Source organism: Curtobacterium sp. DN_7.5 (assembly GCF_022655355.1).
Taxonomy (GTDB): domain Bacteria; phylum Actinomycetota; class Actinomycetes; order Actinomycetales; family Microbacteriaceae; genus Curtobacterium; species Curtobacterium luteum.
On the sequence record NZ_CP093378.1, the window covers coordinates 748033 to 762260 of the forward strand.

Annotated in this window: 12 protein-coding genes; 8 read left to right on the top strand and 4 right to left on the bottom strand. The window is 71.7% G+C overall.

Annotated features, from left to right (window positions below; all coding sequences use genetic code 11):
- The first annotated feature begins 85 nt into the window (after positions 1 to 85).
- Genes glmU through MON03_RS03610 form a run of 3 tightly spaced genes read left to right on the top strand, consistent with a single transcriptional unit; the run spans position 86 to position 3357 of the window.
- Entirely contained in the window at positions 86 to 1519 is a 1434-nt protein-coding gene (gene glmU / locus MON03_RS03600; RefSeq protein ID WP_242090574.1) for a bifunctional UDP-N-acetylglucosamine diphosphorylase/glucosamine-1-phosphate N-acetyltransferase GlmU, read from the top strand.
- A gap of 54 nt (positions 1520 to 1573) precedes the next feature.
- Positions 1574 to 2551, top strand: a complete 978-nt coding sequence (locus tag MON03_RS03605; protein WP_022904830.1) for a ribose-phosphate diphosphokinase — start codon at positions 1574 to 1576, stop codon at positions 2549 to 2551.
- A gap of 8 nt (positions 2552 to 2559) precedes the next feature.
- Entirely contained in the window at positions 2560 to 3357 is a 798-nt protein-coding gene (locus tag MON03_RS03610; RefSeq protein WP_242090575.1) for a putative protein N(5)-glutamine methyltransferase, read from the top strand.
- On the opposite strand, the gene MON03_RS03615 is transcribed toward MON03_RS03610, so the two are convergent.
- A complete protein-coding gene (locus MON03_RS03615) occupies positions 3344 to 4906 on the bottom strand; it encodes a molybdopterin-dependent oxidoreductase (protein WP_242090578.1) in 1563 nt (520 codons plus the stop codon). The two genes, MON03_RS03610 and MON03_RS03615, sit on opposite strands and share 14 nt — an antisense overlap.
- A gap of 157 nt (positions 4907 to 5063) precedes the next feature.
- On the opposite strand from MON03_RS03615, the gene MON03_RS03620 reads away from it, so the two are divergent.
- On the top strand, positions 5064 to 5750 hold the full coding sequence (locus MON03_RS03620; protein WP_242090580.1) for a hypothetical protein: 687 nt from the start codon (positions 5064 to 5066) through the stop codon (positions 5748 to 5750).
- Between the two features lie 132 nt (positions 5751 to 5882).
- On the opposite strand, the gene gnd is transcribed toward MON03_RS03620, so the two are convergent.
- Positions 5883 to 7340 carry an NADP-dependent phosphogluconate dehydrogenase gene (gene gnd / locus MON03_RS03625; protein ID WP_277927273.1) on the bottom strand — a complete coding sequence of 486 codons (1458 nt, stop codon included), beginning with the start codon at positions 7338 to 7340 and terminating at the stop codon, positions 5883 to 5885.
- Between the two features lie 114 nt (positions 7341 to 7454).
- Between gnd and MON03_RS03630 the strand changes: the two genes are divergently transcribed.
- Positions 7455 to 7994, top strand: coding sequence for a gluconokinase (locus MON03_RS03630; protein ID WP_242090582.1), 540 nt, complete (start codon positions 7455 to 7457; stop codon positions 7992 to 7994).
- A gap of 126 nt (positions 7995 to 8120) precedes the next feature.
- On the opposite strand, the gene uxaC is transcribed toward MON03_RS03630, so the two are convergent.
- Complete coding sequence (uxaC, locus tag MON03_RS03635; protein WP_242090584.1) at positions 8121 to 9557, bottom strand: glucuronate isomerase; 1437 nt, start codon at positions 9555 to 9557, stop codon at positions 8121 to 8123.
- A 61-nt stretch (positions 9558 to 9618) separates the two neighbouring features.
- Positions 9619 to 10707 carry a LacI family DNA-binding transcriptional regulator gene (locus MON03_RS03640; protein ID WP_242090585.1) on the bottom strand — a complete coding sequence of 363 codons (1089 nt, stop codon included), beginning with the start codon at positions 10705 to 10707 and terminating at the stop codon, positions 9619 to 9621.
- A gap of 146 nt (positions 10708 to 10853) precedes the next feature.
- On the opposite strand from MON03_RS03640, the gene MON03_RS03645 reads away from it, so the two are divergent.
- The 3 genes from MON03_RS03645 to MON03_RS03655 are packed head-to-tail and all read left to right on the top strand — an operon-like array spanning position 10854 to position 14211.
- Positions 10854 to 12212, top strand: coding sequence for an ABC transporter substrate-binding protein (locus tag MON03_RS03645; RefSeq protein ID WP_242090586.1), 1359 nt, complete (start codon positions 10854 to 10856; stop codon positions 12210 to 12212).
- Positions 12212 to 13261: a carbohydrate ABC transporter permease gene (locus MON03_RS03650; protein ID WP_242090587.1), complete on the top strand. Its 1050-nt coding sequence runs from the start codon at positions 12212 to 12214 to the stop codon at positions 13259 to 13261. Before MON03_RS03645 ends, MON03_RS03650 begins: the two co-directional genes overlap by 1 nt.
- Positions 13258 to 14211 carry a carbohydrate ABC transporter permease gene (locus MON03_RS03655; protein ID WP_242090588.1) on the top strand — a complete coding sequence of 318 codons (954 nt, stop codon included), beginning with the start codon at positions 13258 to 13260 and terminating at the stop codon, positions 14209 to 14211. Before MON03_RS03650 ends, MON03_RS03655 begins: the two co-directional genes overlap by 4 nt.
- The last annotated feature ends 17 nt before the right edge of the window (positions 14212 to 14228 follow it).

A 14228-nucleotide genomic window follows, 5' to 3' on the forward strand; every position in this document is an offset into this window, starting at 1 on the left:
CCATCGTGTCCGTGACGGGAAGGACCGCGCACCGGACCCGCACCGCCCGGGCACCGCTCAGCCCCGGTTGCGCCAGGATGGGACCATGACCGACCAGCGCATCGCCGTCGTCGTCCTCGCCGCAGGCCAGGGCACGCGCATGAAGTCCGCCACGCCCAAGGTGCTGCACCGCCTCGCCGGGCTGCCGCTCATCGCGCACGTGCTCCGGACCGCGTCGTCGCTCGAGCCCGACCACGTCGCCGTCGTCGTGCGACACGAGCGGGACCGCGTCGCAGCCGAGGTCGTCGAGCGTGCGCCCGACGCCCTCGTGGTCGACCAGGACGAGGTCCCCGGCACCGGCCGTGCGGTCGAGGTCGCGGTGCGGGCGCTCCCCGCGGACTTCGACGGTGCCGTCGTGGTGTTGTCGGGCGACGTCCCGCTGCTCGACGTGGTGTCGCTCCGTGCGCTCGTGGACGCGCACGTGGGCGGCGGCAACGGCGCCACCTTCGTGAGCGCGATCGCCCCCGACCCGACGGGGCTCGGCCGCATCGTCCGTGACGAGGCCGGTGCGTTCGTCGGGGTCGTCGAGCACAAGGACGCGACGCCCGAGCAGCTGACGATCACCGAGGCGAACGCGGGCATCTACGCCTTCGACGTCACGCACCTCCGCGCCGTCCTGCCGTCGCTCACCACGGCGAACGCGCAGGGCGAGAAGTACATCACCGACGCACCGGCGCTGATCGGCGAGCGGGGCGGGCGCATCGACGTCGTCACGCTCACCGACCCGTGGCTCGTCGCCGGGATCAACGACCGTGCGCAGCTGTCCGACGCCGCCCGCGAGCTCAACGCCCGGATCGTCCGCCGGCACCAGGTCGCCGGCGTCACCGTGCAGGACCCGGCGACGACGTGGATCGACCTCGACGTGACCATCGAGCCCGACGCCGAGGTCCTGCCCGGCACGCAACTCGTCGGCGCGACCGCCATCGCCGCGGGGGCCGTCGTCGGACCGGACACCACCCTCCGCGACACCGAGGTCGGTGCGGGCGCGACCGTGAACCGTGTCGACGCGACGCTCGCCGTGATCGGGGCGGGCGCGTCCGTCGGACCGTTCGCGTACCTGCGTCCCGGGACGATCCTCGGGGACCAGGGCAAGATCGGGACCTTCGTCGAGACGAAGAACGCGCGGATCGGCCGCGGCAGCAAGGTCCCGCACCTGTCGTACATCGGCGACGCCGAGGTGGGCGAGGACTCGAACATCGGCGCGAACACGATCACCGCGAACTACGACGGCGTGGCGAAGCACCGCACCGAGGTCGGGTCCAACGTCAGGACCGGGTCGCACAACGTGTTCGTCGCCCCCGTTAGGATTGGTGACGGAGCGTACACCGGCGCCGGGACCACCGTCCGCAAGGACGTCCCTGCCGGGTCGCTGGCGATCAGCTACGCCCCACAGCGCAACACCGACGGCTGGGTCGAGGAACACCGACCCGGCACGCCGGCGGCCGAGGCGGCTCGGCGCGCGCGTGGCGAACAGATCTGACGGCCTCCGGGTCGATCGACACGGCCCTCCGGGGCCAGGGAGTGAGCACGGCACTTGTCCGGAATCAAAGCCACTGGTCAGAAACGACTCGTCCTCGTCTCGGGCCGGGCACACCCGGCGCTGTCGGCGGAGATCGCGGAGGAGCTCGGCGTCGAGCTCGTCCCGACCGACGCGCGGACCTTCGCGAACGGTGAGCTCTACGCCCGCTTCGACGAGTCGGTCCGCGGCTGCGACGCGTTCGTCATCCAGTCGCACACGGCGCCCATCAACGAGTGGCTCATGGAGCAGCTCATCATCGTCGACGCCCTGAAGCGTGCCTCGGCGAAGCGCATCACCGTCGTCGCCCCCTTCTACCCCTACGCCCGTCAGGACAAGAAGGGCCGCGGCCGCGAGCCGATCTCGGCCCGACTCGTCGCCGACCTCTTCAAGGCGGCAGGGGCGCACCGCATCATGAGCGTCGACCTGCACGCGGCACAGATCCAGGGCTTCTTCGACGGCCCGGTGGACCACCTGTTCGCCATGCCCGTGCTGCTCGAGCGCTTCCAGGAGATCCTCGACCCCGCGACGCTCACCGTCGTCTCGCCGGACATGGGCCGCGTCCGCGTCGCCGACATCTGGTCGGAGAAGCTCGGCGCGCCGCTCGCCATCATCCACAAGCGCCGCGACCCGCTCGTGCCGAACCAGGTCTCCGTGCACGAGATCGTCGGTGACGTGCGGGGCCGAGTCTGCCTGCTCGTCGACGACCTCATCGACACCGGCCGCACCATCGCCAAGGCAGCCGAGGCGCTCAAGGCGAACGGCGCCACGGGCGTCGTCGTCGCCGCGACCCACGCGGTGTTCTCGGACCCGGCCACCGAACTGCTGCAGAGCGAGTTCATCGACCGCGTGGTCGTCACCGACACGCTGCCGCTGCCCGAGGAGAAGCGGTGGGACCGCCTCGAGGTCCTGCCGATCGCGCCGCTCATCGCCCGGGCGATCCACGAGGTCTTCGATGACGGTTCCGTGACGTCGATGTTCGACGGCGCGGCCTGACCCACCCGGTGGCGTCCTCGCCCGCGCGTGACGCTCTGGCCGCCCGGCTGCGGGCGGCCGGCAGCGTCTTCGCCGAGGACGAGGCCGAGCTCCTGCTCGCGGCCGGCGACGGCGATCCCGTCCGGCTCCGCGGCCTCGTGCAGCGACGGCTCGGCGGAGAGCCCCTCGAGTACGTGCTCGGGTGGGCGGCGTTCGACGGGCACCGCATCCGCGTGACGCCGGGGGTGTTCGTCCCGCGGGCACGCACGCGTGTGGTCGTCACGGAGGCTGCTCGCCGGCTCCGCCGGTACGACCGCGTCGTGGACCTCTGCTGCGGTGCCGGGGCGATCTCGGTCGCGCTGCTCGAACGCGTCGGGGCGCTCGACCTCGTGGCGTCCGACATCGACCCGGACGCCGTGGACGTGGCGGCGGAGAACATCGGCGACCGCGGCATCGTCGTGGCCGGCGACCTGTTCGCGCCGCTGCCCGAGCGGTTCCGCGGTGCTGTCGACGTCCTCGCCGTGAACGCACCGTACGTCCCGACCGACGCGGTCGCGACGATGCCGTCCGAGGCGCGCGACCACGAGCACCGCGTGGCACTGGACGGTGGCGCGGACGGGCTCGACCTGCACCGCCGCATCGCCGGGGGAGCGGCGGAGTGGGTGCGGCCGGGCGGGGCCGTCGTGATCGAGGTCTCCGAGGCGCAGGCGCCGACCTCGGCGCGGGTCTTCGACGCACAGGGGTTCGTGACCGAGGTCGTCCAGGACGGCTCCGTGGACGGCACCTGCGTGGTGGCGATCCGGCCGGACGCCGTCAGTCCGCGGTGACCGTCACCGTGTGCCACCCCGTCGCGCCGTTCGGGGCCGGCGTCCGCTCGACGCTCGTCTGCACCTGACCGTCGGCGCCCGTCGCCCGCACCTGCAGCCGGTGCGAGCCCTTCGTCGGCGTCCACCGCCACACCCACTGCCGCCACGTGTCGGCCGAGATCGACTCGGCCAGCGTCGCGTCCTGCCACTCGCCGTCGTCCACCCGGACCTGCACGGCCTCCACGCCGGTGTGCGGGTGCCACGCGACCCCCGCGACCGCGACGGTCGTGCCGGCCTGCACGGTGCTGCCCGCTCGCGGCACGTCGATCCGCGACTCGAGCTTCACCGGACCCCGCTCGGACCAGCCGCGCGGCGTCCAGTAGCCCTGCGCCTCGGAGAACCGTGTGACCTCGAGGTCGGTGACCCACTTCGTGGCCGACACGTAGCCGAACAGCCCCGGCACGACCATCCGGACAGGGAACCCGTGCTCGGGCGGCAAGGGCTCACCGTTCATCCCGACGGCGAGCAGTGCTGCGGTCCCGGTGTCCTGGAGCACGTCGAGCGGCGTCCCGGCGGTGAACCCGTCGACGCTGCGGGAGAGCACCATGTCCGCAGAGGCGTGCGGCCCGGCCTTCGCGAGGAGTTCGCGGATCGGGTACCCGAGCCACTTGGCCGTGCCGATGAGGTCACCGCCGACCTCGTTCGAGACGCAGCTCATCGTGGCGATGTGCTCCTGGAGCGGGAGTGCGAGCAGTTCGTCCCACGTGAGCTCCACCTCGCGCTCGACGGCGCCGTGGATCCTGAGCTTCCACGTCGCCGGGTCGACCGACGGCACGGTGAGCGCGGTGTCGATCCGGTAGAACGCATCGTTCGGGGTGATGACGGGCGTGATCCCGGAGACGTCGAGTGAGGCACCGGCCGGCACCGCGGGAGCCGCGGTCGCCGGGGTGGGCAACCGGATGGCTCGCCGCGCGGCCACCGCCGCCTGCATGGTCGCCGTCCCCAGCCGGGAGGCACCGCCCACCACGACCGCGGCCGCTGCGGTGGCGACACCCCAGACCAGGAACGCGCGACGCTCGGGCCGGGCGGGGCCGTCGGACTCGGCGCGCGCACTCGGGACGGCCGCCGCACTGCTGGACGCCTCCCACCGGCGGAGCCGCAGCATGAGCGTGCGGAGCACGATGATCGCCGCGGCGACGCCGACCACCGTCGGCGCCCCGTCGAGGGTCCCGCTCCCGGATCGCGTCGTGACCGCGAGCAGCGAGAGCACCCCGCCGATCGCGAACACGATGGCTCCGGCCGGAGGCCGCCACCGCTCGAGGACGCCGGCGCCGGCGCTGATCGCCGCGACGAGCACGATCATGAGGGTGATGAGCGCGACCTTGTCACCGGTGCCGAACAGCGACACCATCACGTCCTTCGCGCCCCGCGGGGCCAGGTCGATCACGGCTCCGCCGACGCCGACGAGCGGGCTCCCTGCTCCACCGAGGAAGAGCGCAGCGAACTCCGCCGCCGCGAGGAACACCACCGCGGCGACGATCCCGACCAGAGCCGCACGCGTCTTCCACACACCGCAGATCGTAGGTCGTCCCGCCCACGTGCAGCCTGGGTGCCCGTCACCTGTGGACGGGCGCTCAGAGACGGTCGCTGTGGAGGACTGCTCGGATTCCCTGCGCGTTCACCGACCCGGCCAGCGCCGATCCGTCGATCCGTGCGACGATCGGGGGGTGCTGAGGCGACCCGACCGTGTTCCCCGGTCCCGTCGCGGGCACCGGGGCCCGTGGACGACGGCGCGGAAGTTCGCCGCCCTGCGCTGGACGATCGTCGGTGTCTGGGCCGCGTTGCTCGCCGTCCGCATCGTCGTGGTCGCGACGTCGCCGGACGCCGACCTGAAGTGGTTCGGTGTCACCGAGGCCGTGGCGATCGCGGTCGGTGTCGCACTCATCGGGTTCGCGCTCCTCCGCGCCAGGACGGTCCGACTCCGACGCGAGGACGAGGCCCTGGCGCTGGCCATCCGGCGCATCGACCCCACCGTGTGGCTCGTCCCCGCCGCTCCGACCGACGAACTCCGACGCTCCGTCGCCGACCTGCGTCCCGGCCTCGCGCTCGGTGACCGGGTCACGTGGGCGTTCGGCGCGACCGAGGCGTCGCTGTGGGAGCTCGACGAGCGGCGTGCCACCCGCATGCTCGTGATCCGGTGGTCGCGGATGGTGCACGTCGGACTCGAGGACGAACGGACCCCGGCCGGCAGCCGTGGCACCGCGGTGGTGCTGCACCACGTGCGGCACGACGACACCCCGGCGGTCGCGACGTTCTTCGTCCGCTCCGGGCCCGGGTCGCGCCGGATGCTCGGACGTGGCCCGCGCCTCGAGCGGCTCGTCGCCGACCTCGCGCGCGAGCGCATCGTCGCCTAGCCCTGGCGAGCCAGCCCGACCCGGCCCGTGGGGCGACCCGACCCGGCGCTCGAACTGCCGGGCCCACGAGGAGAGGGCCCCGCCGGATCGGCGAGGCCCTCCCGGGTGCGGTCGTGCCGCGGTCCCGAGGCGTCAGTGCGTCGAGGGCTCCTGCTCGACCTCGCGGCGGCCGTCGTCCGACCACAGGGTGTGGAAGGTGCCGTCCTTATCGACGCGCTGGTAGGTGTGTGCGCCGAAGAAGTCGCGCTGCCCCTGGATGAGCGACGCCGGCAAGCGGTCGGACGCGAGCGAATCGAAGTACGACAGCGCCGACGAGAACCCGGGCGCCGGGATGCCGGAAGCCGCCGCGATCCCGACGATGCGCCGCCAGGCTGCCTCACCCTCGGCGACCGCGTCCGCGAAGTACGGGTCCACCAGCAGGCTCTCGAGCGAGGGGTTCTTGTCGTACGCCTCGACGATGCGGTTGAGGAACTGCGCCCGGATGATGCAGCCGCCGCGCCAGATCTTCGCGATGTCGCCGAGGTTGATGTCCCAGTCGTACTCCTTCGCCCCGGCGATGATGAGGTCGAACCCCTGGGCGTACGCGACGACCTTCGATGCGTAGAGCGCGGCACGGACGTCGTCCGCGAAGGTGTCCGGCACCTCCGCGATCGACGGGCGGCTCTTCACCGACTGCTGGACCGCGGCGCGCTGCGTCGGCTTCGACGACACGGCGCGGGCGAACACGGCCTCACCGATGCCCGACACCGGGATGCCGAGCCCGACGGCGTTCTGCACGGTCCACACGCCGGTGCCCTTGGACCCGGCCTCGTCGCGGATGACGTCCACGAGCGGCTTGCCCGTGTCGGCGTCGCGCTGTTTGAGGACCTCGCCCGTGATCTCGATGAGGTACGACTCGAGGTCGCCCTTGTTCCACTCGTCGAACACCTCCACCAGCTGCTCGACGGACAGACCGCCCGCTCGACGCAGGAGGTCGTACGACTCGGCGATGAGCTGCATGTCGGCGTACTCGATGCCGTTGTGCACCATCTTCACGAAGTGGCCGGCACCGTCCGTGCCGATGTGGGTGACGCACGGTTCGCCCTCGGCGACCGCGGCGATCGACTTCAGGATCGGCCCGAGCGTCTCCCAGGCCTCCTTCGACCCGCCGGGCATGATCGACGGTCCCTTCAGCGCGCCTTCCTCGCCGCCGGAGATGCCGGTGCCGACGAAGTTCAGCCCCTTCTCGCGCAGGTCGTGCTCGCGGCGGATGGTGTCGTGGAAGTTCGCGTTGCCGCCGTCGACGATGATGTCCCCCTCTTCGAACCGCTCCGCGAGCTGCTCGATGACGGCGTCGGTGCCCTTGCCGGCCTGCACCATGATGATCGCGGTGCGCGGCTTCGACAGCGACGCGACGAACCCGTCGATGTCCTCGGAGGCGATGAACCCGGCATCGCCGTGCTCCTGCAGCAGCTCCTCGGTACGGGCGTACGTGCGGTTGTAGACCGCGACCGTGTTGCCTTCCCGTGAAGCGAGGTTGCGCGCGAGGTTCGAGCCCATCACTGCGAGCCCGATCACGCCGATGTTCGCCTGTCCGTCGTTGTCTGCCACGAGGTCTCCTTCGTCCTGTCGTACCGGCCACCAACCTACGGCGGCCGCCCTGGGGTCTGGTGGGTGTTACGGCAACATGGGGAGAACGTTCACCGGCGTCAATACTGTGGAGGGATGACCGACCCCGCCGTCCTCCCGCCCGTCCTCGTCATGGGGGTGTCCGGCTCGGGCAAGTCCACGATCGGTGCAGCCGTCGCGACAGCGCTCGCCGAGCATGGCGAACCCGCCGAGTTCGTCGACGCGGACGACCTGCACCCGGCCGCGAACAAGGAGAAGATGCGGGCCGGCATCCCGCTCACGGACGACGACCGCTGGCCGTGGCTGGACGCGTGCGCGGCACGGATCGCCGCGATCGAGGCGTCCGGGCACCGCGCGGTGATGGCGAACTCCGCGCTCAAGCGCGCCTACCGGGACCGCCTCCGCGCCTCCGCGCCCGGGCTGGTGATCGCGTTCCTCGACGGCTCGCGGGAGCTCATCGCGGAACGCCAGTCGCACCGGCACCACGAGTACATGCCGACCTCACTGCTCGACTCCCAGTTCGCCACCCTGGAACGCCCGCAGCCCGACGAGGCCGCGCTCCTCGTGGCGATCGACGGGACCGTCGACGACACCGTGCGGACGATCCTCGCGGGCCTCGCGGTCACTTCCGGCTGAGTCCGGCCTGGAGGCCCGTCACGCGTCCGCCGACGGGGCCCACTCCCGGCTGCTCCCGCGGTCGTGCGCGGAGCGCCTCCCGGCTGCCCACCCGTGCGCGCTCCGCACGGGTGGGTCGGGTCCTGGTCAGAGCTTGAACGTCGCCCGCGGGATGTCCGACACGATGCGGTGGGCGGTGCGCACGGCGTCCTCCTCGGTCAGCTGGTGCGTGACCACGAGCGACGCCAGGTACGCCGCATCGGCCCGCCGTGCCATGTCGTGCCGGGCGGGGATGGAGCAGTACGCCCGGGTGTCGTCGATGAACCCGGAGGTCTTCGTGAACCCGGCTGAGTCGGTGACCGCAGCACGGTAGCGGCCGATCGCCGCCGGGGTGTCGATGAACCACCAGGGTGCGCCGGCGTACACCGCGGGGTAGAAGCCGGCGAGCGGACCGATCTCGCGGGAGAACACGGTCTCGTCGACGGTGAAGAGCACGAGGTGGAACCCGGGCGCGGTGCCGAAGTCGTTCAGGAGCGGCCGGAGCGGCTCGGTGAACGCGCCGACGGCCGGCAGGTCGTGCCCGGTGTCGGGACCGAAGCGGTCGAGCGTCGGCTGGTGGTGGTTCCGGAGCACGCCGGGGTGGAGCTGCATGACGAGCCCGTCGTCGACGCTCATCTCGGCCCACCGGTACAGCATGTCGTGGCGGTAGGCGGTGGCCTCGGCTGCGGTGACCCCGGACGGCCCCTCGAGCGCGGCGCGGTGGATCCGCTCGCGTTCGGCGGCGGACAGCGGTGTCGATCCGGCGTCGAGCACTCCCGTGTCGGTGGCCGTCGCGCCGTGCTCGATGAAGTACTGCCGCCGTGCGCGCAGGGCGGCGAGCAGCCCGTCGTGGGTGGCCGTGTCGATGCCCGCAGCCTCACCGGTCGACGCGACCACGTGCCTCCAGTCCGACCGTGCCGGGTCGAAGACGGCGTCGGCGCGGAAGGTCGGGAGCACCCTGCCGCTGAAGGTCGGGTCCACCGCGAGCCGCGCGTGCGCGGCGAGGTCGGCGTCCGGGGCGTCGGTGGTGGCGAGCACCTCGATGCCGAAGGTGTCGAAGAGGGCGCGCGGCCGGAACCCGGGGGACCGGAGCAGCGTCGCGAGGTGGTCGTACTGCTCGTCGGCGTTCTCCGCGGAGGGTGCCGACCGGAGGCCGAAGACGTCGTGGAGCTCGGTCTCGAACCAGTACCGGACCGGGGTTCCGAGGAAGTCGTCCCAGTGCGATGCGAGGTGGCGCCAGACCTCGCGGCCGTCGGTCGGGGTGGTGCTGTCGCGGCCGAGCTGGTCGAGGGGGACCCCGTTGGCGTGCAGCAGGCGGAGGACGTAGTGGTCCGGCGTGACGAGGAGGGTCGCCGGGTCGGGGAACGGCACGTCGTCGGCGATGAGCGTGGCGTCGACGTGGCCGTGCGGGGAGATGATCGGCGCGTCGGCCACCGCCTCGTACACGGTCCGGGCGATGTCCCGGGCTGCCGGGTCGGCGGGGAACAGCCGGTCGGGGTGCGGGGCCAGCGGTGCGGCGGTCGTGGTCGTGCTGGTCTGGGTCATCGTCGACTCCTTCAGGACGGACGGCGGGGCGAGGTCGGGCGGCGGTCAGGTCGGGCGGCGGTCAGGACGGACGGCGGGGCGAGGCGGGAGCGGGCCCGGTCGACTCGCGGACGGTGAGGTGCGTGGGCAGGGCGACGGCCCCGGCGGCGTGCCCGTCCGGCAGGTCGTCGCCGGACGCCGGACCCGAGCCCGGACCCTGCCCCGCCCCCGAGGGAGCCGCACCGAGGCGGGCGAGCAGCATCCGGATCGCGACCCGGCCCGCTCGCTCGATCGGCGACGTCATCGTGGTGAGCGGCGGGTTGCAGAAGTCCGCGCCGAAGATGTCGTCGCAGCCCACGACGGACATGTCCTCGGGCACCCGGACGCCGCGCTCCCGGAGCCGGGTGAGCATGCCGATGGCGATGAGGTCGTTGAACGCGATGCACGCGGTGGCGCCCGCGTTGACGGCGGCGTCCGCGGCGGCGGCACCCGAGTCGACGAAGGGCGCGTGCGGGCCGATCCGTGCGACGCGGACGCCGAGCCGCTTGGCGACGCGGACGAGGGCCCGCCACCGGCGCTCGTTCGACCACGAGCTGTCCGGTCCGGCGACGTACAGGACGTCCCGGTGGCCGAGGCTCACGAGGTGCTGCACCGCCTGCTCGACCCCGCCGGGGGTGTCGATGAGCACCGACGGCACACCGGCGGGTCGACGGTTGACGACGACGAGGGGCGTGCGTTCGGCGAACCGGGCGATCTGGGCGTCCGACAGGCGCGAAGCGGTGAGCACCGCACCGTCGGCCTTCGTGGCGATCGCACCGAGGGCCGCGAGCTCGGCGTCGGCGGACTCCTCGGTGTCGACGAGCAGCTGGGTCCAGCCGGCCGCCGACAGCTGGTGCTGCGTGCCGCGGATCACGTCGAAGTAGAACGGGTTGGTGATGTCCGAGACGAGCACGGCGACCGCCCGGGTTCGGCCGGAGGTCAGGGCCCGCGCTTGCGAGTTCGCGACGTAGCCGAGCTCGCGGGCGGCCTGCTGGATCCGCTGCTGCGTGACGTGGTTCACGCGGTCCGGGAGCGACAGCGCACGGGACACCGTCGACGGTGCCACACCGGTCGCGTCCGCGATGTCGCGGATCGTCACCCGTCGTCCGAGGTCCGTGCCTGCGCTGCTCACGGTCCCGACGGTAGGCCGGTGTGGCAACAAGTGGCAACCGGTTGCCGGACGTTGCCACCGGCGGGACAGTGGTGGCACCCGGGCAGCGACGCCGACGGTCGGTCGGCGGACGCAGCCCACGGAGGTCTCGAGGAGGAAACCCCCGCATGAGGACACGAAGACTGAAGACCCGCTCCGTGGTCGGAGCCGTCGCCGTCGTCGCCCTCGCAGCACTGTCGCTGCAGGGCTGCGCCATCGTGAACGGCAGCGGCGACGACCCGAACACGCTCCGCGTCATGATGGGCGCGGACACCACGTACCCCAAGGAACGCAAGCAGTGGCAGCAGGAGGTCGCCGCCGAGTTCCAGCGCACCACCGGCGCGAAGGTGCAGTGGGAGACCTACTCGTCCGCGCAGGAGGAACTGACCGCGATCCAGACGAGCGTCATCTCCGGGCAGGGTCCCGACGTCTACGCGATCGGCACCACGTTCACCCCCACCGCCTACGCCACCGGCGCCTTCGTCGAGATGGGGGCGAAGGAGTGGGACGCGGTCGGCGGCAAGGACCAGTTCGACCCGGCGTCCTTCGGCATCTCCGGACCGAGTGCGTCGAAGCAGATCGGCATCCCGCTCGCCAGCCGCCCGTTCGTGATGGCCGTCAACACGGAGCTGCTCGCCAAGGCCGGCATCACCGAGATGCCGACCACGTGGGACCAGCTCACGGAGGACGCGAAGAAGACGACCGAGGGGGACGTGCACGGCCTGGCGATCGCCTACGCCGACGGCTTCGACCCGTGGAAGTTCATCTGGGGCATGGCGCAGAACGCCGGCAACACGATCGTGTCGAAGGACGGGAAGGCCGAGATCGACGGGAAGGCCGTCGAGGACGCCTACCGCACCTACTTCGACTGGATCACGAAGGACGGCGTCGTCGACAAGGCCGCGATCGGCTGGAACAACGCGCAGGCCCTCGCGCAGTTCACCGAGGGGAAGGCCGCCTTCTTCCCGATGACGACCACCACCGCGATCAACTCGTTCACGGACACGAAGGTCGACGGCAAGTACGAGTTCGCCCTGCTGCCGACCGTCCCGCCGGGCGCGACGTCGCGCCCCAGCGACGGCATCGAGGCCGCCAGCATCCTGTCCGGCGACAACTGGGTCGTCGCCGACTACGGCACGAAGCAGGACCTCTCGTTCGACTTCATCAAGCAGCTCAGCACGCCGCAGGCCCAGCTCGAGTACTACCGGCTCTTCGGCAACCTGCCCACGAACGCCGACGCCGCCGCGCAGCTCGCGGCCGACAATCCGCAGCTCGCGCCGATCATCCAGGCCGGCAAGCTCTCCAAGCCCACCGCCTTCACGGGTGCGTGGTCGGACATCCAGCTCGCCCTGGTCGACGTCGTCGTGCAGTCCATCCCGCAGCTCAAGAGCGGCGGGGTCAGCGACGACCAGCTCCGACAGCGCCTCCAGGCCGCGCAACGGGACGCGCAGGCCACCCTGAACCGCCAGAAGAACGGAGGGCTGTGATGACCGCCACCGAGACCCGCCCGCGGACCGACACGGCGTCGCACCGGCCCGTCCGGCCGGTAGGCAAGACCCCGCTGTACAAGAAGGAGCGTCCGCTCTGGATGCTCCTGCCCGGGGGCGTCCTCATGCTCGCCGTCATCGTGGTGCCGCTCCTCGTCGGGGTGTTCATCGCGATGCTCGACCTGGACCAGTACACGCTGCGGCAGTGGTTCAGCGCCCCCTTCATCGGGTTCGCGAACTTCGTCGAGGCCTTCACCGCATCGCCGCTGCTCCACTCGGTCTGGATCTCGGTCTCGCTGTCGGTGCTCGTCACCGCCGTCACGGTGCCGATCGGGGTGGCCGCCGCGATCTCGACCCAGAACCGCTTCCCCGGCCGCGGGCTCGTCCGGTCCGTCTACCTCATCCCGTACGTGCTGCCCGCGTTCGTCGTCGGCACGTTCTTCCGGACCATGCTCCAGCCGCAGGGCGTCGTGAACTCCGTCCTGCACACGGACGTGCTCTGGCTGAACGGCTCCGCGTCGTACTGGGCGCTCGCCGGCGTGATGGTGTGGACGAGCTGGCCGTTCGTCTACCTGCTCTCCCTCGCCGGGCTGCAGGCCGTCGACAACGAGGTGCACGAGGCCGCGGCGCTCGACGGCGTGACCTGGTGGTCGAAGCTGCGGTACATCATCTTCCCGTACCTCCGCGGCCCGCTCTCGCTGGCGGTGATCATCTCGATCCTGCACAACATCAACAACTTCACCCTGCCGTTCGTCCTGTTCGGCATCCCGCTGCCCTCGAGCGTCGAGGTCATGCCCGTGCTGACGTACATCGCGAGCTTCCAGTCGTTCCGCTTCGGGCTGTCCGCGGCGATGGCGATCTGCTCCCTCGTGATCGTCGCCATCCCGCTGTTCGTCTACCTCCGGGCCGTCAAGCTCGACACCGGTGACGACGCGGGCCCCACCCGCAAGCAGCGCCGCGCCGACCGAGCGACGCTCGCGGCAGCGACCCCCGCGACCCTGGCCGCCACCCCGGCCGCAGCGGCCGACATCGACGGAGCCCGCGCATGAGCACCCAGAGCACCTTCCGCACCCGCACCCGCCCCACCGCGACCCTCACCGAGAGCATCACGGCGCGGAACGGCCGGCCGGCCAAACGCCCGTACGACACCGACGTCACCCGGCTCCTGCCGCGCTGGCTGCTCGTCGTCGTGATCGCCGTCATCATCGCGTTCATCGCGGTGCCGGTGCTGTACATCCTGTTCGGCTCCGTCAACTCCGACGTCGCCGTGGCCCGGGGCGAGTACTTCCCGTCCGAGTTCACGCTGGCGAACTACGTGAACATCTGGTCGACGGTCGCGCTCGGTCAGGGGCTCCTCAACTCGATCCTCACCGCCGGCGCGGTCGCCGTCGCGAGTGCCGCGCTCGCCGTGTCCACGGCGTACGTGCTCGTCCGCTTCCGGTTCCTCGGCCGCCTCACGATCCTGCGCGGGCTGCTCGCGCTGCAGTCGATCCCGGGCACGCTCCTGCTCCTGCCCGTGTTCGTGGTGTTCTCGAACATCGCGAGCGCGACGGGTGTCCAGATCATCGGCACCCGCTGGGGCCTCTTCATCACCTACCTGACGTTCGCGCTGCCGTTCTCGACGTGGGTGATGGTCACGTACCTCCGCGGCCTGCCGAAGGAACTCGAGGAGGCGGCCCGGATCGACGGCGCCTCCAGCGGTCGGATCCTCCGGAGCGTCGTCCTCCCGCTGTCGTGGCCCGGCATCGTCGTGTCGGCGATCTTCGCCTTCCTGCTCGGGTGGAACGACGTCCTGTTCTCGACGATCATGACGACCCCGAACACGCGCACCGTCGCGGTCGTGCTCCAGGTGCTCGGCACCACCCAGGAGGGCGGCGCCGTCCCGATCTACGGCCAGATGATGGCCGCGTCCATCGTGTGCGCCGTGCCGGTCGTCGCGCTCTACCTCATCTTCCAGCGCTACCTCGTCGGCGGTCTCACCGCCGGCTCCGTCAAGTAGGCAGCAACCCAGGACCG